The 21804-nt window shown below is 39.5% G+C and carries 20 protein-coding genes; 18 read left to right on the top strand and 2 right to left on the bottom strand.

Annotated features, from left to right (window positions below; all coding sequences use genetic code 11):
* The 18 genes from B5F34_RS16170 to dnaB form a co-directional block, all read left to right on the top strand.
* Positions 1 to 393, top strand: a 393-nt coding sequence (locus B5F34_RS16170; protein ID WP_204245631.1) for a PD-(D/E)XK nuclease family transposase, incomplete at its 5' end; no start/stop codon positions are given.
* Positions 394 to 441: 48 nt separating this feature from the next.
* Positions 442 to 879, top strand: a complete 438-nt coding sequence (locus B5F34_RS16165) for a hypothetical protein (protein ID WP_087340817.1) — start codon at positions 442 to 444, stop codon at positions 877 to 879.
* Positions 880 to 1210: 331 nt separating this feature from the next.
* Positions 1211 to 2644: an MBOAT family O-acyltransferase gene (locus tag B5F34_RS16160; protein ID WP_087340816.1), complete on the top strand. Its 1434-nt coding sequence runs from the start codon at positions 1211 to 1213 to the stop codon at positions 2642 to 2644.
* Between the two features lie 3 nt (positions 2645 to 2647).
* Positions 2648 to 3571: a hypothetical protein gene (locus B5F34_RS16155; RefSeq protein WP_087340815.1), complete on the top strand. Its 924-nt coding sequence runs from the start codon at positions 2648 to 2650 to the stop codon at positions 3569 to 3571.
* Between the two features lie 36 nt (positions 3572 to 3607).
* Positions 3608 to 4927, top strand: coding sequence for an oligosaccharide flippase family protein (locus B5F34_RS16150; RefSeq protein ID WP_087340819.1), 1320 nt, complete (start codon positions 3608 to 3610; stop codon positions 4925 to 4927).
* 13 nt (positions 4928 to 4940) lie between these two features.
* Complete coding sequence (locus B5F34_RS16145) at positions 4941 to 6164, top strand: NAD(P)-binding protein (protein WP_087340814.1); 1224 nt, start codon at positions 4941 to 4943, stop codon at positions 6162 to 6164.
* Positions 6161 to 7321 (top strand): glycosyltransferase, encoded by a 1161-nt coding sequence (locus B5F34_RS16140; RefSeq protein WP_087340813.1) that lies wholly within the window; start codon positions 6161 to 6163, stop codon positions 7319 to 7321. The genes B5F34_RS16145 and B5F34_RS16140 overlap by 4 nt, the downstream gene beginning before the upstream one ends.
* Before the next feature lie 13 nt (positions 7322 to 7334).
* Positions 7335 to 8504 carry an adenylyltransferase/cytidyltransferase family protein gene (locus tag B5F34_RS16135; protein ID WP_087340812.1) on the top strand — a complete coding sequence of 390 codons (1170 nt, stop codon included), beginning with the start codon at positions 7335 to 7337 and terminating at the stop codon, positions 8502 to 8504.
* A gap of 131 nt (positions 8505 to 8635) precedes the next feature.
* On the top strand, positions 8636 to 9727 hold the full coding sequence (gene gmd / locus B5F34_RS16130; RefSeq protein ID WP_087340811.1) for a GDP-mannose 4,6-dehydratase: 1092 nt from the start codon (positions 8636 to 8638) through the stop codon (positions 9725 to 9727).
* 7 nt (positions 9728 to 9734) lie between these two features.
* Positions 9735 to 10676 carry a GDP-L-fucose synthase gene (locus B5F34_RS16125; RefSeq protein WP_087340810.1) on the top strand — a complete coding sequence of 314 codons (942 nt, stop codon included), beginning with the start codon at positions 9735 to 9737 and terminating at the stop codon, positions 10674 to 10676.
* A 17-nt stretch (positions 10677 to 10693) separates the two neighbouring features.
* Complete coding sequence (locus B5F34_RS16120; protein WP_087340809.1) at positions 10694 to 11410, top strand: glycosyltransferase family 2 protein; 717 nt, start codon at positions 10694 to 10696, stop codon at positions 11408 to 11410.
* Positions 11403 to 12719 (top strand): oligosaccharide repeat unit polymerase, encoded by a 1317-nt coding sequence (locus B5F34_RS16115; protein ID WP_087340808.1) that lies wholly within the window; start codon positions 11403 to 11405, stop codon positions 12717 to 12719. The genes B5F34_RS16120 and B5F34_RS16115 overlap by 8 nt, the downstream gene beginning before the upstream one ends.
* Positions 12720 to 12946: 227 nt before the next feature.
* On the top strand, positions 12947 to 13801 hold the full coding sequence (locus tag B5F34_RS16110; RefSeq protein WP_087340807.1) for a hypothetical protein: 855 nt from the start codon (positions 12947 to 12949) through the stop codon (positions 13799 to 13801).
* A gap of 8 nt (positions 13802 to 13809) precedes the next feature.
* Positions 13810 to 14463 (top strand): HAD family hydrolase, encoded by a 654-nt coding sequence (locus B5F34_RS16105; protein WP_087340806.1) that lies wholly within the window; start codon positions 13810 to 13812, stop codon positions 14461 to 14463.
* Positions 14464 to 15282: 819 nt separating this feature from the next.
* Positions 15283 to 15825 (top strand): glycosyltransferase, encoded by a 543-nt coding sequence (locus B5F34_RS16095; protein WP_087340804.1) that lies wholly within the window; start codon positions 15283 to 15285, stop codon positions 15823 to 15825.
* A 2-nt stretch (positions 15826 to 15827) separates the two neighbouring features.
* A complete protein-coding gene (locus B5F34_RS16090; protein ID WP_087340803.1) occupies positions 15828 to 16370 on the top strand; it encodes a glycosyltransferase in 543 nt (180 codons plus the stop codon).
* 46 nt (positions 16371 to 16416) lie between these two features.
* Positions 16417 to 16821, top strand: coding sequence for a hypothetical protein (locus B5F34_RS16085; protein WP_140393023.1), 405 nt, complete (start codon positions 16417 to 16419; stop codon positions 16819 to 16821).
* Positions 16822 to 17170: 349 nt separating this feature from the next.
* Positions 17171 to 18742 carry a replicative DNA helicase gene (gene dnaB / locus B5F34_RS16080; RefSeq protein ID WP_087340818.1) on the top strand — a complete coding sequence of 524 codons (1572 nt, stop codon included), beginning with the start codon at positions 17171 to 17173 and terminating at the stop codon, positions 18740 to 18742.
* Between the two features lie 149 nt (positions 18743 to 18891).
* On the opposite strand, the gene B5F34_RS16075 is transcribed toward dnaB, so the two are convergent.
* Together B5F34_RS16075 and B5F34_RS17785 are read right to left on the bottom strand one after the other, a co-directional pair.
* Complete coding sequence (locus tag B5F34_RS16075) at positions 18892 to 20904, bottom strand: alpha amylase C-terminal domain-containing protein (RefSeq protein WP_162609356.1); 2013 nt, start codon at positions 20902 to 20904, stop codon at positions 18892 to 18894.
* 614 nt (positions 20905 to 21518) lie between these two features.
* Positions 21519 to 21804, bottom strand: a 286-nt coding sequence (locus B5F34_RS17785) for a hypothetical protein (protein WP_204245630.1), incomplete at its 5' end; no start/stop codon positions are given.

Raw genomic sequence — 21804 nt, 5'->3', positions numbered from 1 at the left:
GAGTTGGAAACCATGTTCGACAAGTGGCTGTTTGTGCTCCGCAACCTTTCCCGCCTGATGGAACGTCCCGTCGCCTTGCAGGAACGCGTGTTCACCCGTTTGTTTGAAGCGGCAGAGATAGCTCGTTTCAGCCGTCCGGACCTGGTGGCGTATGAGGATAGCCTGAAAGCATACCGCGACTGGTACAGTGTGATGAAGACAGCGGAAGACAAGGGGCATGCAAAGGGGGTGGCAGAAGGCCATGCGGAAGGTCTTGAAGAAGGTCTTGAAAAGGGGCGTGAAGAGGAACGTTTGAGTATCGCCCGGATGATGAAGTCGCAAGGTATTTCTCCGGAGGACATAGCCTTGTTTACGAAATTAAGTCTGGATGAGATAAACAGACTTGGGTTATAAATTAGAAATGACAGTAAGATTCGGAACGCAGAGACGCAAAGCATCCCCATGATAATCCTGAAGAAACTGCCTTTTGTCGATACCCTGGCTTCCATGCAGGAGTTGGCAGAGTTGGACACTCTGGCAAACCTGAAGAAACATCTGGCTGCGCTCCACAGTTGGGTCCCCTCCGGCTACCGCAAAGCGGACTACGTTCTGGTAATCCATGTCGGGTTTACCACGGAACCCATGAGGCTGTATCATGCGTTGCCTGCCCGGGAACGGAAAGCCGTTATGACCCTGATGGGCATGAAAGCCGATGAGTACCTCACCTGGTCCCTGAAGGAAGACGAGGAATTGGTGATGCAGACCCTCCACTTGGTTATTTCCTACGAAGACGGCAACCGTTGTCGCCTCTATATGCCCGATTGTATCCGCCGGGAACTGGTGCGGGCACAGAAAGCTGAATTCATGCAGTTGCTCAACAGAATGACGGGGGTGAAATAAGGGCACTTTTCAAAAGTAATTTTTATCTAACTCAGTTTAGGGGTACTATTGTTAGCGTCCTTACAAAGGGTATGCCCTGAATTGAGTGTTTACTTAAGTAAGTGGCGTAAATTAAATGATACCAACACACAAAGGTACGGAAACACAGTGTTTTTGCTTTCTTGTCCACAACTCACAGAGTTAATTGTCTTTCCGTGTGCGGCGAAGCCGCGGACTCTGTGGTCTCCCCCTCGTTATTTTTCCGACAGACAGTTACGGAACTTTGTGTCTCTGTGTTTGATATAAACTAAATCTAACAGATTACTTAATTGCGTAACAATCATATTTGTGTATGAGTTTAGATTCTTTTGAGTTCTTGCTTTTCTTGCCCTTAGTATTTTTTCTTTATTGGGCTATTCCGAAAAAATATGTGAGCGTGAAGAATTTGTACCTGATCATTGTCAGTTACTTGTTCTATGGCTTTGCCGACTGGCGTTTTTGTTTACTTCTTTTTGGAATCAGTGCTGTTACTTATTTTTCAGGAAAATATATTTACAAAATAGGGGGGGGTAAAAAGAGGTCTCGTTGGATTCTGATATTTAATATTACGTTCTGCTTACTTGTTTTGTGTATATTCAAATATCTGAATTTTTTTGCAGAACAATTTGCAGGTCTTTTAGGAAGCGAGTCACATTTATTTAAGACCTTATTGTTGCCAGTCGGTCTCAGCTTTTATGTGTTTATGGCTATTAGTTATACAATTGATATGTATAGGGGAGCTGTCACTGTGCGGCATACGTTCGTTGATTTTTTTGCCTATATCAGTTTCTTTCCTCATTTACTAGCTGGACCGATAGACAGAGGTAGAGAGATAATTCCACAACTTCAAAAGGGCCGTTCGTTTTCGTATGACATGGCAGCGGACGGAATGCGACAGATATTGTGTGGCCTGTTCAAGAAGTTGGTAATTGCAGATAATATTGGCCTATCGGTAGATGCGGTATGGGGTACATATAGTCAGCATCATTCAATAGTCCTGGCAGTTACAGCTATATTCTATTCTATTCAGATTTATGCTGATTTCTCAGGATACTCTGATATGGCAATTGGTGTCGGAAAACTTTTCGGCATACGTTTAAGACAAAATTTCTCTTATCCTTATTTTTCAAGAAATATCTCTGAGTTTTGGCGTGGATGGCATCAGTCGTTGACATCTTGGTTTACAGAATATTTGTATATTCCGCTGGGAGGAAACAGAAAAGGGAAACTTCGTACAATCTTAAACACGCTCATTGTTTTTACTTTATGTGGTTTTTGGCATGGAGCCAACTGGACTTTTGTCTTTTGGGGATTAGTAAACGGTTTGCTGTTTATACCTTTGTTGGTATTCAGCCACTTAAAGACCCAATGGAAAAATAAACCTTTGCAATGGGATATGTCAAATATTATGGCCGTTCTTGTTACTTTTCTGTGTGTGACGTTTTGCTGGATATTCTTTAGAGCCCCGTCTATGTCCGAAGCCGTAGGCTATATTCATTGTCTGTTTAGTAATTGGCTCACTCCTTTTACTCTTGCTCCTCTGACGGAAAGCTATTTCACACCTCTTTTTTTCCTGTTGGTAGGTATATGTATGGTAGTGGAGTGGCGTTCACGTTTACGGGAGTTTCCACTTGCTGGGTTGGCTGACAAACCTCAATGGATAAGATGGACGGTTTACCTTTCGCTTATCCTACTGATTTTCTGCTACAGGACGACGGCGGGTACGTTTATCTATCAAAATTTTTGACCAATGAAGAAATTTGTAAAGCATATAGCGGTGATCATCGTGTTGGTCACTGCAGTTTTGAGTATATTGTTTGTCATCAACAAATATTGGCTGCTAGCGGATAATTATCTGATGGAATTTCCTGTAAAAAGAAAAATGTTAGAGCAGAAAGAATCTCCTCGGATTATCTTTCAGGGTGGAAGCAATGTAGCGTTTGGCATAGATTCCAAGACAATTTCGGATAGTCTTCATCTGCCTGTCGTCAATTCCGGACTACATGCTGGTTTGGGATTGAAATATATTATGGACAGTTCTTTTTCCTTGTATAGAAAAGATGATGTGTTAGTAATCATGCCAGAATATGAACATTTCTTTGGGAAGGGGGCCTATGGGGAAGAAATCACGTTAGGTTATCTTCCCTATATTGGAACCTTGTCCGATTTCCGTAATTTGAATTACTGTCAGTTTGCTGTCGTCAGCAAAGGTTTTGTTCAAATGACACTCCGGAATATTTTGGATGCTTGCAAAGGTAAATCTGTCACCGAGGATAAATTTGTTTATTCCAAATCGGGATTTAATGAATGGGGTGATGAAATTTCACATTGGTATAAAAAGAGAGACATAGAACCGGCAGTTGAGTCCCCCTTGCCTGAGTTGAACACTGCATATATTGATTATTTTGCCACGCAAATAGCGGAACTTAGAAAGCGGGGAGTGAATATAGTGCTACTTCCTCCAGCCACATCTGCTGCTAATGTAAAAATGAATCAAAATAAATTGGAAGAATTAACTGCCATGTTTTCTTTAAAGAACATTCCTTTTTCTGCGCCTTGTAACCTCTTCGGTTATGATTCCACTTACATATATAACACTTTGTATCATCTGAATAAATCGGGCGTTAGTGTAAATACCGACCATGTGATTTCGGCTCTTAAGAAGCTGAATTGAAGGTTGGATACCTGTTATTTAAGTTTCTATATTACAATGATTACTACTCAAAGAAGCAGTAGAGCGGTAAAGAATGTGTTTGCTTCTATGTTTTTTAGAGGAGGCTCAATCCTTATATCTTTATTGCTGGTACCCTTGACACTTTCTTATTTGAATCAGTATGAATATGGGATATGGTTGACGCTAAGTTCTGTCTTGACTTGGGTTTATGTTTTGGACATTGGCTTAGGTAATGGTTTGCGGAATAAATTGTCGGAGGCTTTGGCGCTGGATGATAAAGCTTTAGCAAAAACCTATGTCAGTACTACATTCTTTGCTTTGTTGTTCATTATCATCGGTATTTATCTGTTATTTGCTATTTTGCAACATTGGTTGGACTGGAGTGCTATCCTGAATGTTGATCCTTCAAAAGTCAGTGATCTGAATTCTATTGTAAACATAGTGTTCGCTTTCTTTTGCTGTAACTTTGTTTTTAAGATTGTCGGCAATATTTACATGGCTTATCAACTGTCTGCCATCAATGACCTGTTTACCTTGTTGGGGAATTTATTGTCTATTGTTCTGATTTATTTGTGTACTATTTGGACATCAGGATCTTTGGCTAAAGTCGCTTACATCTTTTCCGGTGCTCCGGTTGTAGTGCTTCTGATAGCCTTTCCTGTCACATTCTTAAGGTATAAGGAAATAGCCCCTTCCTTTTCTTTTGTCCGACTTAAATACCTAAAAGAACTGATGTCATTGGGTGGGCAATTTTTTATCATACAGATTGCTTGCATTATCTTGTTTATGACTTCCAATTTGATTATTTCCAGGTTGTTCGGTCCGGAGGAAGTCACTCCTTATAATATAGCCTTCAAATATTTCTCTTTGGTGACCATAGGCTTTACCATTATCGTTACTCCTATCTGGTCTGCCATTACTGAAGCCTATACCTTGGGCGATATGGCCTGGATACGTAATATTACAAAGAAATTATTGTGGATATGGTTGGCATCTGTCGGTATCACACTTATCATGCTTTTGTGTGCGTCTCCTATTTATACATGGTGGGTGGGAGAGGAGATTGAGATTCCTTTCACGCTCTCATTGATATGTGGAATCTATGTCTGCATTTCCAATTGGAATAACGTGTTTTCTTATATTATTAACGGTATCGGGAAAATCCGGCTTCAATTGTATTCTTCAGTAATCGCCAGCTTATTGTTTATCCCTTTGGCTTTGATTTTAGGTAGGACATGGGGGATTCCCGGGGTAGTGGGGGCGATGTGCGTGTGTTTGTTGTTTAGTACCGTGCTTTTGCCGGTACAGTTTGTTTACATAATCAAGAATATACATTCAAAAATTTTTAATAATTGAAATTCTACCTCAGATGAAAATACTGGTATTAGGTGCAGGTGTCACAGGTTTGACAATGGGACATTTGTTGCATAGAACACATGATGTAACAATTCTGGAGAAAGAGTCTTTTATTGGTGGCTTGGCAAGAACTAAGCAAGTGAATGGAATCACTTATCACTTGACAGGTGGACATTGTTTTAATTCAAAATATGAAGATGTTATGTCTTTCGTATTCGGTTTGCTCCCTAAAGAGAAGTGGCATTTGGTCAAAAGGACATCTGCTATCAATTTAGGAAAATATGAGGTGTCTTATCCCATAGAATACTCTGTCCGTCAAATATATCAGAATGATGCGGATTTAGCGTTTGCTGTTACTAAAGAATTCCTTTCGGTGAGTGATGATGGTAACTACTCTGATTTGGAGCAGTGGTTCCGGAAAAAATTCGGTAATGCGCTATGTGATTTGTATTTTATTCCTTATAACACTAAGATATGGGGGCGCAAACCTTGTGAGATGGATTACAAGTGGGTACAAGACAAATTGCCAATTCCCGATAAGGTGTCTTTTTTCCAAAGCCTGATGGATTATCGTTCTGATACGATGCCACATTCCAGATTCTATTATCCCAATACTAATGACCAGTCATCTTTGTTTGAAGCATTGGCAGATGGGTTGAATATTGTTTGTAATGAAAAAGTTTCTTCCATAAAGAAAGAAAACAATCAATGGGTGGTAAATAATACATATATGGCAGATGTGCTTATAAGCACATTACCTTTGAATGAATTGCCCAACTACATAAAAGATGTGCCCGAAACCGTGTTGCACTCTACTCGGAAGTTAAAATACAATAAAGTATCCAATGTATTGTGGGAGAGCATTCCGACAGAAAAGACCTGGACCTACCAGCCTCTACCTGATTCTATATTCCATCGATATATTCATATCGGTAATTTCTTTCTTCCGCAAAAGAATTATACCATTACGGAATGTATTGGAGAAAAGAGTTTTGAGGAAATGGTGGCATGTGGAAGGAAGGATCCGTTCTTAGTACGTCCGTTAGATTATCATATATCAGACCATGCTTATGTCGTATTTGATGAAAATAGAGAAAGTTCCGTTAGTCATATCCAGAAATATTTGGAGTCTATAGGACTTTATTCAATAGGTCGTTTCGGACAATGGGAATACTTTAATATGGATGTTTGCATGAAACAGTGTCTGAATCTTTATGAAAATCTAAAAAGAATATGATTGCATTTTTAATTAATGAATTGAATGTTCGTGGTGGTACCCATAAACAATTCTTGAAATTGCTGGAATATGCCCAGCAGGAAGAAGTTGAGTTTTGTATCATAACACGTGAATTAGATTTGTCCAAGACTTATCCAGGTTTTGTAGCATTTAAAGATAGGATCCGTTTATTTCCTTGCGAACCTTCTTCATCTTTATGGGGAAAATTTCTTCGTCTTTGGCGGGGCATAAAAAAAATGAAAAATCTGTTGCATGGCGTAGATATTGTGAATATACATGATTGTGGGTTTGAGAATTATTTCCCGGCTTTCTCCGGTAAAAAAGTATATTGGCAGATAAATGATTTACCCTCCTTTTTCCATGTGGGGGTTGCTTCTGGTAAGAAACTTAATATTAAGGAAAAGCTCCATCGGAAATATTTATTGTCTTGGGCGCATGTGGTAACAGAGTTTACAGTAAATGTAAGTAAGAATGCTGAACGTGTAAAAAAATGTTTTGGAAGGGAAGCAAGAGTTTTCTATTGCGGTATAGAGCCTTTGTCTATACATAGAAATATGGAAGATTCCTTAGAACGTTTTCGGAATGGTAAGATCAATTTGCTGTCATCCGGTGTGTTTTTTCCCTACCGGAATTATGAAACTCAATTGGAAGTAGTACAAAGATTACTGTCTCTGCATTTGGATGTCCATCTAAAGATTATCGGTTCTACCGAATTGGATAAGAACTATGCCGCTAAAATCCAGAATTTGATTCAACAAAAGAATTTACAACCGAATGTAACCATTTGTGGACAAGTTGATGAAAATGAATTTAATAAGTTGCATGCCTCCTCTGATATGTTCTTGTTTATAAATGTGGATCAGAGCTGGGGGCTGGCAGTATTTGAGGCAATGAGCTGTGGACTGCCTGTGATTGTAAGTAAAAGTGTGGGAGCTACCGAGATATTAACAGACGGAGTTAATTCCATCTTTGTGGATCCTTTTGATAGCGCTGAAATTGTTGATAAGATTTGTGTATTGATGCAGGATGAGCAAGCATACAGCAAGCTTTCTAATACTTCCAAAAATTTTTGGCATGCCTATACTTGGGACAAAGCTTACTGTTCCAAAATGTTGAATCTCATGATAGGTGAAAAATCAAAATATAATTTTAAATAGTGCTCAAGATACGATGATCAAAAAAACTCTATCAGCTCATAAACGGGTGTTTGTTTCCGGCTGCTACGACATGCTTCATAGCGGTCATGTAGCCTTTTTCAAAGAAGCTTCGCAATACGGTGACTTATATGTTGGCATCGGATCGGATGCTACCATTGAGCAATTGAAGAAACGTAAAACAGTTTATTCTGAGCGCGAACGATTGTATATGGTAAAAGCCATTCGGTATGTGACGGATGCCTTTATAAATCCAGGTTCCGGACTGATGGATTTCGTTGAAACCGTTGAGCGGGTAAAACCGGATATTTTCGTGGTTAACGGCGATGGAGGTTCGGAGGAAAAAAGGATTTTCTGCCGGCAACACGGCATTGAATACATTGAACTGGAGCGTGTGCCGGAAGCTGGTTTGCAAGCCCGTTCCACTACTGATTTGCGTAAGATTGATTCGCATCTTCCTTATCGTATAGACCTCGCCGGAACTTGGATTGACCAGCCCTACGTTTCCTGCTATGGTGCCGGGTGGGCAATAACCATATCCATAGAGCCTACGATTGATTTTATGGAACGTGCCGGTATGTCAACCTCTACCCGCAATGCGGCACGTAAGATATGGCCCTACGAACTGCCTGCCTACAATGAAGAAATGTTGGCCAAGTTACTGTTTTGTTTTGAGAATGATCCGGAACGTGAAGGGCATATTTCAGGAGCACAGGATGCCATCGGCATCTGCATGTCCGGGTTGTGTCGGCATTATTATGACAACCGCTATTGGCCGTCGCGCATAGAAACTTGCCATGATGAAGAAATCCTGTCTTGGCTGGAAAGCCATTTGTGTTTAGTTCCTATGTTCCCGCGCCGTCCGGGCACATCTGTCGTGGAAGGGAAAGATATTACAACGGAAAAGGTAAAGGTATTGACCGAAGCGGCAGATAGTTGTTGGAATGCCATACTAACCAAAGACCTTATGGCTTTCGCCGAAGCATACCGTGCGTCATTTGAAGCACAGATTGCCATGTTTCCAGCCATGATGGCAGAAGGCGTTCAAGATTACATTGACACTTGGCGTCATCATGCCTTGGCTTGGAAGATGACAGGTGCCGGAGGTGGTGGTTATCTGGCTTTAGTGGTAGCTTCAGTACCTGAAGGTGCGATACCCATCAAGATAAGAAGATATAATGACTGAATTTATAGACTGATAAGTAACTAATGCAATCAGGAATAGGTATCTAACATATTTTAGTTAGTTTCGCTAAAGCACCATATATTTACTTTAGAAAACCAACTCCTGATTCTTATAACTAGTAATTCTTTTTTATGGACAATATCGCATTAATCACCGGCATTACGGGCCAGGATGGTTCTTATTTGGCAGAGTTTTTATTAGAGAAAGGTTATGAGGTGCATGGGACAATCCGTCGTTCGTCCGTGGATTACCGTGAACGGATTGCCCATCTGGAAGGTCGCCCGCATTTTCATCTGCATTATGCAGATTTGGGAGATTCCATGAGTATCCTTCAAGTTGTCAGGAAGGTGAAGCCAACCGAGGTGTATAATTTGGCGGCACAAAGTCATGTGCAGGTATCTTTTGATTCTCCGGAGTTTACGGCAGATGTGGATGCCACGGGAGTGCTCCGCGTGTTGGAAGCTGTGCGGCAGTGCGGTTTGGCGGATACGTGCCGCATATACCAGGCTTCTACTTCTGAATTGTACGGCAAGGTGGAAGAAGTTCCTCAGAATGAGAATACTCCTTTTCATCCTTACAGTCCTTATGCAGTAGCCAAACTTTATGGGTATTGGATTGTAAAAGAGTATAGGGAAGCATATAATATGTTTTGTTGCTCCGGCATATTGTTTAACCATGAATCGGAGCGGCGTGGGGAAACTTTCGTTACCCGCAAAATAACTTTGGCTGCCGCCCGTATCGCCCAAGGCAAACAGGAAAAATTGCTGCTGGGTAATCTTTCTTCCTTGCGTGATTGGGGATATGCCAAGGACTATGTGGAGTGTATGTGGCTTATTTTGCAGAATGACCAGCCGGAAGATTTTGTAATCGCTACAGGAGAGCAGCACAGTGTCCGCGAGTTTTGTTACTATGCTTTCAAGCGTGCCGGTATCAAGTTGGAATTCCGTGGTGAAGGCTTGGATGAAAAGGGGTATGACATGGCAACGGGCAAGTGCCTGGTAGAAGTCAGTGAGGACTTTTACCGTCCCACCGATGTGGTGAATTTGTGGGGAGATCCGACCAAGGCTAAGGCAAAATTGGGCTGGAATCCTACCAAGACAAGTTTTCAAGAACTGGTTAATATCATGGTTGATTCGGATATGGCCAAAGTGGCTGTGGAACGTCACAGCGAAAAAGTTAGAATGAATCTGGAGGAATATCTGGAAAAAGGTATTGTAAAATAATTTTGGGATGGAGAAGAATTCAAAAATATATGTGGCAGGACACCGGGGGATGGTGGGGTCTGCCATCGTGCGCGAGCTGCAAAGGCAAGGATATAACAATATCCTTATGCGTACACACAAAGAGTTGGATTTGACCCGTCAGAAAGAGGTAGATGATTTCTTTTCGGAAGAGAAGCCTGAATATGTCTTTCTGGCTGCAGCCAAAGTCGGAGGCATCATGGCCAACCAGTCCGCGCCGGCAGATTTCATGTACGAGAACATGGTGCTTGAAATGAATGTTATTCATGCGGCTTGGAAGAATGGCTGCAAGAAACTTGAATTCCTGGGTTCGTCCTGCATTTATCCTCGAATGGCTCCCCAACCTATGCCGGAAAGTTGTCTGCTGACATCGGCGTTGGAAAAGACCAACGAGGCATACGCGTTGGCTAAGATAAGCGGTCTGAAATATTGTGAGTACCTGAACAGGCAATATGGTACGGATTATATTTCGGTGATGCCGACTAATCTATATGGTCCGAATGATAATTATCATCCGGACCACAGCCATGTGCTTCCGGCGTTTATCCGTCGTTTCCATGAAGCTAAGATGAATGGTGCAGAAAGTGTAACCTGTTGGGGAGATGGCAGTCCGTTGAGGGAGTTTCTGTATGTGGATGATTTGGCCAACCTGTGTGTGTTTCTGATGAATCATTACAGCGGCAATGAGACGGTAAATGCAGGTACGGGGCATGAATTGTCCATAAAAGAACTGGCAGAACTGGTTGCTGAAGTGGTCGGCTATACGGGTCATATCTTATGGGATACGACCCGTCCGAATGGTACCCCCCGTAAGCTGTTGGATGTCAACAAGGCCAAGTCATTGGGCTGGACGGCTAAAACAGAATTGAAAGATGGCATAAGGATGGCATACGAAGATTTCCTGTACAACCCATTGCGTGCCGAAAGATAACTATATTGATTGCTGTTATGAAAATATCAGTTGTTACGGTCTGTTACAATGCTGTTCAGACCCTTGAAAAAACGATGTTGTCTGTGTTGAGCCAGACTTATCCGGATGTAGAGTATATCATTATTGACGGTGGCAGTACGGATGGAACCGTTGACATCATCAAGAAATATGCGGATAGATTGGCATATTGGGTGAGCGAGCCGGATAAGGGGATTTATGATGCGATGAATAAGGGGATAAAGGTGGCGACAGGGGATTTTTTGTATTTTCTAGGAGCTGATGATTTGTTAATATCGAATGATATCTTTCTAAAAGTATGTCGGCATTTTCGTTCTACTAACACTATTTATTATGGAGATGTTTGTTTTGTTCCTTCCCAGATGAGATATGGTTTTAAGATTTCTAAGAAGAATCTTTGCTTAAAGAATATTCCTCATCAAGCTATTTTCTATCCCAAATTGGTGTTTCAGAATTATTGTTATGATTTGAGTTTTATTGCACTGGCTGATTATTATCTGAATTTGCAATGTTTCTTTGACAAACGATATTCATTTGAATATTTGCATGAAATTATAGCAAATTATCAAGAAGGTGGTTTTTCTGCAGTATCTGTAGATCACAATTTTATGAATATATTTCCTTCGTTGATAAAAGATAAATTGGGAAGAGGTTATTATTGGTACTTCCGAGTAAGATACCGGCTTTCAAATTTAAAAAAATATTTAAATGAGTAGATTTGAATTTTCTGAACTGATTGTTGAAAATTTTGGTACTTATTTGTTGATATTTATATTGTCAATTCTATTGTACTATATTGTTCTCAAAAAAATATTTATTTCACTTATTGATCCTTTCTTTTTAACTCAGATATTTTCTTTTTTTGCATTTACAGTTGCGATATTCTTATGGGTTACAGGTACTATAAAATGGCAATATGGTTTACAGTTCCTTCTCACTCAAATAGCATTTTGGATAGGATTACATTGTTATGATTTTTCCTATGTAAAAAGTAAGATTAATGCGTCAGAAAATACAAACTTTGATTATTCATCCTTATTAAATAGAAGAGAAGTATATGTAATCTTATGTTTGTCTATCCTGTTTGTCTTTATACAATTATTTGTCTACTATAGGTATGGAGTTCCATTATTCATGCAATCTAGATTATCAATGTATGAAGAATCTGGTGGAGGTGGTATGTGGGGAAGAATTCTTTCTGTTCTGGCGCCATTGGTTTTAGTAGGATGTCTATATATAAAAAAAATAGCTATTAAATATTCACTGTTGTGTATAGTTGCTAGTTTCTTTATTTTGTTTGTTGCAAGTACCTACTTACTTTCGGGGAGTAAAGGTCAAATATTGACTCTATTTTCAGTTTATCTTTATTTCTTAATGATGTATGAACCTTATAGGATCAAAAAAGTGAGGAAGTTGGAATATTGGGCTTTTGGTATAACATTTGGAGTTGCTTTATATGTTTTAGCATTACATAATTCTGCGGAATCTTCTTTATTGCTATTTATAGATAGACTAGTAGGATCTGGGGATATATTTTATCAAGGATATTTTCAAGAAATCATTGAATCCATTAAAGTTACTCCTTGGATGATATTAAATGATATGCTCGGAACATTTAGAATTGTTTCATGGGAAGATTTACCTAAACCTATAGGTATGCAAATTTATGCAATAGTTTATAATACTGAACTTCCTATGGGACCTAACGCTAGACATAATTATTTAGGTCTTCTTTGTTTTGGAACTTTTGGTTCAATATTATTTTCTTATTTTTTGGGTAGATGTTGCTCATTTGTACGAACGAAATTTTATAAAAAAAATTATAGAGCAAGTGTTATGCATGTAGGCTTCTATATTTATATATTATTTTCCGTTTGTTCTGTTGAAACAGATTTTACCATGTTCATCGCAAGTATAGATTCTTTTATAGTCACTTGTATATCAATAGTAATTATCTTTATTATTATTTGGGGGCTTAGCGTGTTTATTGGCTGTTGTGAAAAAAATCTCACAAATTTAAAATAATTCTTTTAAGTAAATGTGCAAAATTGAATGATACTAAACACAGAGACACAGAGTCCAGAGTTCTTGTTTTCTGTGAAAGCTATGTCTAGAGGTCACAGGGTTTATTGCCCCTCTCGTATGTGGCGAAGCCGCGGATTCCGTGGTTTCCCCGTCATTTTTCCGACAGACAATTACGGAATTTTGTGCCTCTGCGTTTGATATAAACTAAATCCTATTGATTACTTATCATGAATATAATATTGAATAAAGAATTAGTTATAGTAATAGTTTTGTTTAAGCCTACATTAGAACAATTACATAGGATTGAATTTTTATCGTCCTATTATGATCTAATTGTCGTGGATAATACTCCCATTGCATTGAAAAGTGAATTTCAGATAAGTATAAAAAATGGAGAGTATATTGCCTTAAACGAAAACAAAGGCATAGCTTTTGCTCAAAATACAGCTATAGAGTTAGTAATGAGTAAGGGGAAAAAATATATATTGTTCTTAGATCAGGATACTGATGTGGATTTTACTTATCCTGTGACTATTTTTCTGAACTTAAAAAAAATGGAATTAAAAGATTCTAGGATTGTTGCTTTAGGACCGATGATTTTAGATAAAGAGACCCATAAACCTTATAAGTATTATTCTACTAAACAATTTGATGAAAATATTATTCTATCTCCAACTTTGATTAGTTCTGGCACTATATCGCCGATATGGGCTTTCCAAAAGATTGGTATGATGGATGAAAAATTGTTTATCGATTACGTTGATCATGAGTGGTGTTGGAGAGCCAATTCAAAAGGGTATATTTGTTGTATGGATCTAAGGCTAAAAATGGAACATAAAGTAGGTTATAAAACAGCATATTGTTTTGGATTTCCGTATTTATTAGCTTCACCTTTTAGATATTTCTATCAATATAGAAATTCAATATGGCTACAGAAAAGAAAGTATGTTCCTTTTACCTGGAAAGTTAAGACTTTCATTCGTAATATAATAGGAATATTCTATATTCCATTTGTATCAGTTTCTCCTTTTAGTTGTTTGCAATATATGGTTAAAGGAATATTAGCAGGTATATTTAAATAGTAAATTTTATGAAAGTTATATTTTGCGATATCTGCGGAACTCTTTTTTATAGTAACACAACTTTTGATTTCATCGATTATGTTGTGAATTCTCGGAAATATTTGTTTTTTAAAAAGATATTTCTTAATTATTGTTTTCGTAAAATAAACGCCTTATTCTATCATTTGTTTGGCGTGGATTTGTTAAAACGTTTATCTATTAGATTTTTGAAGGGATTATCAAAAAATGAATTATCAGTTAAAGCAAAAGAATTTTATGCAAATTATCTCAGCTCTCATAGAATTGCAGAATCTTTTTCTTTAGTAAACGAATATAGAAATAGAGGATATTACTTGTATTTAGTTTCTGCTACTTTAGATGTTATTGCAGAGAGTGTAGGAAAAGGATTGAATGCAGATGTTGTATTATCTTCTTCTTTGTACTATGATTCTAAAGATGTTTGTACAGGGAAAATAAAGATTGATTTATTTGGGAGAAAATGGGAATGTTTATGCAAAAATGATTATGATATTGAAAGTATGTTGGTTATAACTGATGATTTTTCAGATTTAGAGTTGATTAAGCAAGCTCAGATGGTCTATATTGTTACAAACGTAGTGAATATGCATCGTTGGAAAGCTTATTTGAAAAATATCTATAATTTAGAATTTATTGTTAAATGATGAAATATATTTTCTTTTATTTTCCTTTATGGTACTTGGTAAAAAGCAGGTTGTATACAATTTACAAATTTTTGTCATGGTTAGTTGTATATTTAATACCTGTTTTTTTGTTGTTTATTTGGAACTCAGGGTTCTCCATGCTGAATATATGTGTTTTTGTTTTAACTGTCTTTTTGATCTATAATTATTATGAAATAGGTTATATACAGAATGATACAGAAACAATTAAGAAAGAGAATATACCAACTTTACGTTTAAAAAAAGATGAATATAGTTATTATGAAAGACATAAGATATATATATATATATCAAGACTATGTATTGGTATAGTATTTTTATTCTTATTTAAAGAGTATATTTCTATGGAATTCATTTTCTTCTTGTTCCTTATATTAATATGCTATCTTATTTACAATTCTATAAGAAATCGTTGGAATCTATTGATTAATTCGTGTTTAGTTTTAATTCGTTATCTATCCCCTCTATTTATGTGTGTTGGTACCGAGAACTATATAATTTTATTTGCCTCTGTATTTATTTATCCATTATTAAATTTTATAGAGAGGGCTTCATCTAAACGATTTAATCTGTATTCTTTGCAAAGAATTGTTGGGAATTTAACGACATTCAGGATCAAATATTATTCATTCTTCACACTTTTATATGCTTTTCTGTCATATTTTCTGGGGGAGGATTATTTAAAAATATGCCTATTATTTAGCTTCTTATTGATTTTTCGTCTTTTAATATATTGGGGAGTTAAGTTAGGGATAGCTCCTTCTAACTACCTTAAGGCTTGATATTTTTAATGGAAAAGTTATGAAGAAAATCCTTTTCTCCGACAACAGCCTCCGCGACCTCATCAATTTCCGCGGCGACATCATCGACAGTTACGCCCAGGACGGCTTTGAAGTTATCTTGGTTGCCCCAAAGACCTGCGACTATATTCCCAAGCGTTCCAACATTCGTTACATTCCGATTGAAATGACCCGTTCCGGCATGAATCCTTTCTCGGAGTTGAAATACCTGAAAACGCTGTATGGTATCTATCGGAATGAGCGGCCTGATTATATTTTCCACTATACTATCAAGCCGAACATTTACGGTACCATTGCGGCAAGGCTTTGTCACATTCCTTCTACAGCCATGATTGCGGGTTTGGGGTATGTGTTCAATAACAACGGGTTAGGAAGCCGGATAGCCCGTTCGCTTTACCGCTTTGCCATGCGCTTCCCTCAGCATATTCTTGTGCTGAACAGTTACAATAAGGAGGTGATCCTGAAAGAGCGGATTGCCACTTCAGGACAGGTCATTCTTTTACCCGGAGGCGAAGGTATCAACCTGGTACATTTCAACAATTAAATATGAAAACCGTTTTTTTGATGATAGCCCGTGTTCTTTACGACAAGGGTTATCAGGAGTATGTGGATGCTGCCCGGATTATCCGGCAGGAGCATCCGGATGTGGAATTCTGGCTGTTGGGTAAGATTGATGAGGAGTATCCCAATCACGTGCCCGGGAGTGTGGTGGATGCTGACCATCGAACAGGTATAATTTACTACAAAGGCTTTACATCGGATGTTAAACCGATAGAAGTTGAAGCAGACTGCATTGTCCATCCCACATTTTATAACGAAGGAATGTCCCGTGTGCTTATGGAGGCCATGGCTATGAGAAAGCCAATTATCACTACGGATATTCCGGGTTGTAAGGAAACCGTAGAAGATGGGCGTAACGGTTATCTTGTCCCTCCGCGCAATGTGGATGCCTTGGTAAAAGCCATACGCAAGTTCCTGAATCTGTCTCAGGAAGAAAGAAGGGCGATGGGGGATTATGGTAGAAAAAAAGCCGAACGGGAGTTTGATGTAAAGAATGTGATTGCGGTTTATAGGAGTATAACCGGGTAGCGATGCCCAGAAAGACAGTGCCCTGGTGTATAGTTCGTATATGACCATGGATGAGCAAAAGACAGTGACCGGCGTAGTGGTTTGCATGAACCGGATTGACTACGCTTCGATGAAGCGGGACGATGGTATTGGTTGTCTGACGGCGATGTATGATACTGCCAAGGTGGGTAAGATGTATATGTCATCCATCCGCAAGCGGCAGGACTGGGGATTGTGGCTGGAGATATTGGCCAAATGCAAAGTGGCGTATGGCGTGAAAGAGCCTTTGGCTTACTACCGTGTGCGCCCGGGCTCTATTTCCAACAAGAAACTGGCTTTGGTGAAGCACAATATTAACGTCTATCGTACCATCCTGAAATATCCAACAGTCAAGGCATATCTGTTTTTCTGTTTCGTGTTTATACCCAGTTATTTGTTAAAGAAGTTTCGGGTAAAATTGAATAGCTTATAATGAATAGAAGAAGAGGGCTCTGTCCGGTGTGGATTCGGTCGGGAGCCACACGGCTGCACTCCTATTACCATCCGGGGAAGCGAAAGCATCTCCGGATATTTTTTTATTCGTTTCTTCGTATCTATGTCTTAAAAACTTTCAAATTAATTCTTTGCTCTTAACAGGAGGCTTTTTCAAATGTATTTTGTACCTTTATAAGGTAAAAGCTGGAGGAATAATTGGATTTTGGTCGGAACAAGTATTACTTTCTTTGGCATAAGGAGATTATTCAGCCTGTTTGTGAGTGAAGACAAGGAATAAAAGTGTATCTTTGTCACCCTTTTGAGAATGATTAAAAACAACATTGTCTGTGGCAGAAAATAGTAACAGTAAAAGACCCCGTACATCTAAAAGCAAGACACCGCAGCCGGTGACTGATTATGGGCGTGTTCAGCCTCAGGCTCCAGAATTGGAGCAGGCTGTGCTTGGGGCATTGATGATAGAGAAAGATGCCTATTCGTTGGTGAGTGAAATTTTGAGGCCGGAGTCTTTTTATGAACATCGGCATCAATTGATTTATTCAGCTATTACGGACTTGGCTATCAATCAGAAACCTGTAGATATTCTGACTGTGAAAGAGCAGTTGAGTAAACGAGGTGAACTGGATGAGGTAGGGGGACCTTTTTATCTCGCTCAGTTGAGCAGCAAAGTGGCTTCGTCGGCTCATATTGAATATCATGCCCGTATTATAGCCCAAAAAGCTTTGGCTCGTGAACTGATTACCTTTACAAGCAATATCCAGACAAAAGCTTTTGATGAAACTTTGGATGTGGATGACCTTATGCAGGAAGCGGAGGGGAAACTTTTTGAGATTTCTCAGCAAAACTTGAAAAAGGATTATACGCAGATTAATCCGGTTATCGCACAAGCTATAGAGCAAATTCAAAAGGCGGCAGCCCGTACTGATGGTTTGAGCGGATTGGAAAGCGGTTTTACTAAACTCGATAAAATGACTTCTGGCTGGCAAAATTCGGACCTTATTATCATTGCTGCACGTCCGGCTATGGGTAAGACTGCATTTGTGCTTTCTATGGCTAAAAACATAGCTGTGGACTATCATAATCCTGTTGCCTTGTTTTCGCTTGAAATGAGTAATGTACAGTTGGTGAACCGTTTGATTTCTAATGTTTGTGAGATTCCGAGCGAGAAAATCAAAAGCGGTCAGCTGGCCGATTATGAATGGCAGCAGTTGGATTATAAATTGCGCGATTTGTTGGATGCCCCTTTGTATGTCGACGACACACCCTCGCTTTCAGTGTTTGAACTTCGTACCAAGGCTCGTCGTCTGGTGCGTGAGCATGGAGTGAAGATTATCATTATCGACTATTTGCAATTGATGAATGCCAGTGGTATGTCATATGGTAATCGCCAAGAGGAAGTTAGTACTATTTCACGCTCATTGAAAGGTTTGGCAAAGGAACTGAATATTCCTATCATTGCTTTGTCTCAGTTAAACCGTGGCGTAGAGAATCGTGAAGGTGAAGAAGGTAAGCGCCCGCAGTTGAGCGACTTGCGTGAGTCGGGTGCCATTGAGCAGGATGCCGATATGGTTTGTTTCATTCATCGTCCGGAATACTATAAAATTTATACTTCAGCAGATGGTACAGATTTACGCGGTTTGGCAGAAATTATCATTGCCAAGCATCGTAATGGTGCGGTAGGTGATGTGCGTTTGCGCTTCATTGGTCAATATACCCGTTTTGAGAATCCTGATGAGAATATGATCCCGCCTCCTACGGATGGGGAAGGGGTGATGCGCGGTTCAAGTATGAATAGGCAGGTAGGAACGCCTCCGGTACCTCCTCCTCTGTCGCCTGCTGATATGCCCGTGCAGGGTAATCCGTTTGATGCTCCGGCAGGTAGTGATATGGTTCCATTTTAAGGACAGGAAAGAAAGCTGGTCTTTTATATCCAGAAAAGGAGTATTGAAAAAATGCGGATAGCAGGGGGAGGAAATTTATTCCGATGCTTCTGCTCATCCGCATTATAATCTGCAGGTGTGATAATAGGATGTCTGAACCTTTGTAAGAGTTACTTTTTCTTTTTTCGCAATACCATTGCTGTACGGGCGGGGATGTAGAGTTTCATCCAGCCTTTCTTATCTTTCTTATATAAAGGATCAGGCATGGTAAAATGGGTTATAGTGTCATCTGTCAATCCATTTCCACCGTAAGCCGGACTGTCTGTATTCAGGATTACCTCGTAGGCACCTTCGGGAACGAGGAAACCATAATCGGTAAACGATTGTTTGGGATTGAAGTTGAATACGAAAATCAGGTCTTTGCGCATATAGGCCAATACTTGGTCGCCATCATTATGCCAGATTTCCTGTACCGGGGTATTCTGAAACTTGCGTATGCTCTTGATGACTTCCAGCATGGCTTTGTCGAAATCTCCCAAATAGTGATAATCCAAATTTTTATTATCGACCAAATCCCATTGGCGGCGGGCATATTTATACGACCAGCCATTACCTTCGCGTGGAAAGTCAATCCATTCCGGATGCCCAAATTCGTTACCCATAAAATTCAGGTATCCACCATTGATGGTGCTGGCTGTCAGCAGGCGAATCATTTTATGCAAAGCGATGCCGCGGTTTACCATATAGTTTTCGTCACCCTTCTGCATGTGCCAGTACATATCGGCATCTATTAGTCTGAAAATAATGGTTTTGTCACCTACCAATGCTTGGTCATGACTTTCTGCATAAGAGATGGTCTTTTCATCTTTCCGGCGGTTGGTCACTTCCCAGAACATACTGGATGGTTTCCAGTCTTCATCAATCTTTTCTTTGATAGTTTTTATCCAATAGTCAGGAATATTCATGGCCATTCGGTAGTCAAATCCATACCCTCCGTCTTCAAATTTCGCAGCCAGGCCTGGCATACCCGATACTTCTTCGGCTATGGTTATGGCATTGGGATTGACTTGGTGGATAAGACGGTTGGCCAGCGTAAGGTAACAGATTGCATTGTCGTCTTGATGACCGTTGAAGTAATCATTGTAGTTGCAGAATGCCTCACCAAGGCCGTGGCTGTAATATAACATTGAGGTGACACCGTCAAAGCGGAAACCGTCGAAATGGTATTCGTCCAGCCAATATTTGCAGTTGGACAGCAAAAAGTGTATTACTTCGTTCTTGCCATAGTCAAAACACAGGGAGTCCCAAGCCGGATGTTCGTGGCGGTCACCAGGATAAAAATATTGGTTGGGATCGCCTGCAAAGTTTCCAAGACCTTCTACTTCATTTTTAACGGCATGTGAATGTACAATATCCATTATTACGGCAATTCCCATCTTATGGGCTGTATCAATCAGTTCTTTTAACTCATCAGGGGTACCAAACCGGGATGAGGGAGCAAAGAAACTGGATACATGATAGCCGAAACTTCCATAGTAAGGGTGTTCCTGAATGGCCATAATCTGGATACAGTTATATCCATCATTGGCAATGCGTGGTAGAATATTTTCCTGAAATTCTCGGTAAGTCCCAACTTTTTCAGCATCTTGTGCCATTCCTATATGGCATTCGTAAATCAACAAGGGGTCGATCGAAGGTTTGAATACCCGCTTTTTCATTTTATAAGGTTTCTTGGGAGCCCAAACTTGCGCACTGAAAATTTTCGTCTGCTCGTCTTGAACTACCCGTGTTGCCCATGCAGGGATGCGTTCTCCGCAACCTCCGTCCCAATAGATCTTCAATTTGTATAAATCGCCATGAGCCATGGCATCTGCTGGAAGTTTGATTTCCCAGTTGCCGTTAGGCTTTCGTTTCAAACTATATTTCTTCTGCTCTTTCCAATCGTTAAATGTTCCGATTAAGAAAATTTGAGTAGCGTGAGGGGCCCATTCGCGGAATATCCATCCGTCAACTGTCTGATGAAGACCGAAATACAAATATCCGGTTGCAAAATCCGATAAGGTTTTCTTACCATTATTCGTGAGCTCTGCCTCTTTGTCTATGGCATGTTGGTGGCGTCCGTTAATGGCGTCTGAAAAAGGTTCTAACCACGGATCATTTTTAATCAGATTCAATGTTTCCATAATGAGTTCTCAGATTTTGTTTTTATTGTTTCTGTATTTTCTGCCAAATTTAAAGATAAAATTTGAAATCCAGCAACATTTTCAGTCGAAAATAGTGAAGTACGGTTTTATCTGCTGTTTTTTGAACATTTATTGGAACTTAATTTAGAAGTCGTTCTAACTTTTTTGCGCCCTTGAAGACCTGGTGTGCATAAAGACGGCATTTCTGGTAAGCTCTTCACAGAAAACAGCCAAGCGCTAAGCAACCCGCTTTCAAGCGCTAAGCAGTAAGCTTATTATATGTTGTAGATAATGTATTGATTATCAATCAAATGATGTTTTAGTCGTATAGCGGTCAGAAAGATTAAATCATTTCTTAGTGTAGCTGAATTGTTGTAGGTTTCGATTTTACTTTGTTCGCGTATGACGTAAATAGCATTTTAAGCAGGTTTGTAGCAAAGTTCTCGTTTGGGCGCTGTATGCTTGGGGTGGTTTGTGAGCTTTTACTGATGTGTCTGTATATCCCGCTCCCTTATATATTATGTAATAATGTGTCCATCTTTCCCCTTCCCGTTTCCCCGCCGGTTTCCTTGTCTTTGTAACTAACTTGTTATCAGTGTATTTACAAAATATTTTTATAATTCCCGGAAAAAACCTTTGTGTATATTTGGTGTTTGTGGGAATAAGGTGTACTTTTGCACCCGCTTTCGGCAAGGGAGCGTCGCTGTTTGAAAGGTCAGTTTCGGTTTTCCGTTTTCCGCGGTTGTTTTTTCAGAAAAAAAACTTCGGGAAAAATTTGGAGGATATGCGAAAAAGTCCTTAACTTTGCAGCCGCTTTCGCTTCCTGACGGATGCGTAAAAGAGAGATCCTTGAAAGGTTTACATAAACAGAACAAGTAGTACAAGAGCGGAACCTCTTTT

The sequence above is a fragment of the Mediterranea sp. An20 genome, assembly GCF_002160055.1.
In the GTDB taxonomy this organism is placed as follows: domain Bacteria; phylum Bacteroidota; class Bacteroidia; order Bacteroidales; family Bacteroidaceae; genus Bacteroides; species Bacteroides avicola.
This window is presented reverse-complemented; position numbering and strand designations above follow the sequence as displayed.

Bases quoted from the DNA above. Each gene is read 5' to 3' on its own strand.
- B5F34_RS16075 (WP_162609356.1), bottom strand. From the start codon at position 20,904: ATGGAAACATTGAATCTGATTAAAAATGATCCGTGGTTAGAACCTTTT.
- gmd (WP_087340811.1), top strand. From the start codon at position 8,636: ATGGACAATATCGCATTAATCACCGGCATTACGGGCCAGGATGGTTCT.
- B5F34_RS16120 (WP_087340809.1), top strand. From the start codon at position 10,694: ATGAAAATATCAGTTGTTACGGTCTGTTACAATGCTGTTCAGACCCTT.
- B5F34_RS16150 (WP_087340819.1), top strand. From the start codon at position 3,608: ATGATTACTACTCAAAGAAGCAGTAGAGCGGTAAAGAATGTGTTTGCT.
- B5F34_RS16115 (WP_087340808.1), top strand. From the start codon at position 11,403: ATGAGTAGATTTGAATTTTCTGAACTGATTGTTGAAAATTTTGGTACT.
- B5F34_RS16140 (WP_087340813.1), top strand. From the start codon at position 6,161: ATGATTGCATTTTTAATTAATGAATTGAATGTTCGTGGTGGTACCCAT.
- B5F34_RS16110 (WP_087340807.1), top strand. From the start codon at position 12,947: ATGAATATAATATTGAATAAAGAATTAGTTATAGTAATAGTTTTGTTT.
- B5F34_RS16155 (WP_087340815.1), top strand. From the start codon at position 2,648: ATGAAGAAATTTGTAAAGCATATAGCGGTGATCATCGTGTTGGTCACT.
- B5F34_RS16165 (WP_087340817.1), top strand. From the start codon at position 442: ATGATAATCCTGAAGAAACTGCCTTTTGTCGATACCCTGGCTTCCATG.
- B5F34_RS16160 (WP_087340816.1), top strand. From the start codon at position 1,211: ATGAGTTTAGATTCTTTTGAGTTCTTGCTTTTCTTGCCCTTAGTATTT.
- B5F34_RS16105 (WP_087340806.1), top strand. From the start codon at position 13,810: ATGAAAGTTATATTTTGCGATATCTGCGGAACTCTTTTTTATAGTAAC.
- B5F34_RS16125 (WP_087340810.1), top strand. From the start codon at position 9,735: ATGGAGAAGAATTCAAAAATATATGTGGCAGGACACCGGGGGATGGTG.
- B5F34_RS16090 (WP_087340803.1), top strand. From the start codon at position 15,828: ATGAAAACCGTTTTTTTGATGATAGCCCGTGTTCTTTACGACAAGGGT.
- B5F34_RS16145 (WP_087340814.1), top strand. From the start codon at position 4,941: ATGAAAATACTGGTATTAGGTGCAGGTGTCACAGGTTTGACAATGGGA.
- B5F34_RS16085 (WP_140393023.1), top strand. From the start codon at position 16,417: ATGGATGAGCAAAAGACAGTGACCGGCGTAGTGGTTTGCATGAACCGG.
- B5F34_RS16135 (WP_087340812.1), top strand. From the start codon at position 7,335: ATGATCAAAAAAACTCTATCAGCTCATAAACGGGTGTTTGTTTCCGGC.
- B5F34_RS16095 (WP_087340804.1), top strand. From the start codon at position 15,283: ATGAAGAAAATCCTTTTCTCCGACAACAGCCTCCGCGACCTCATCAAT.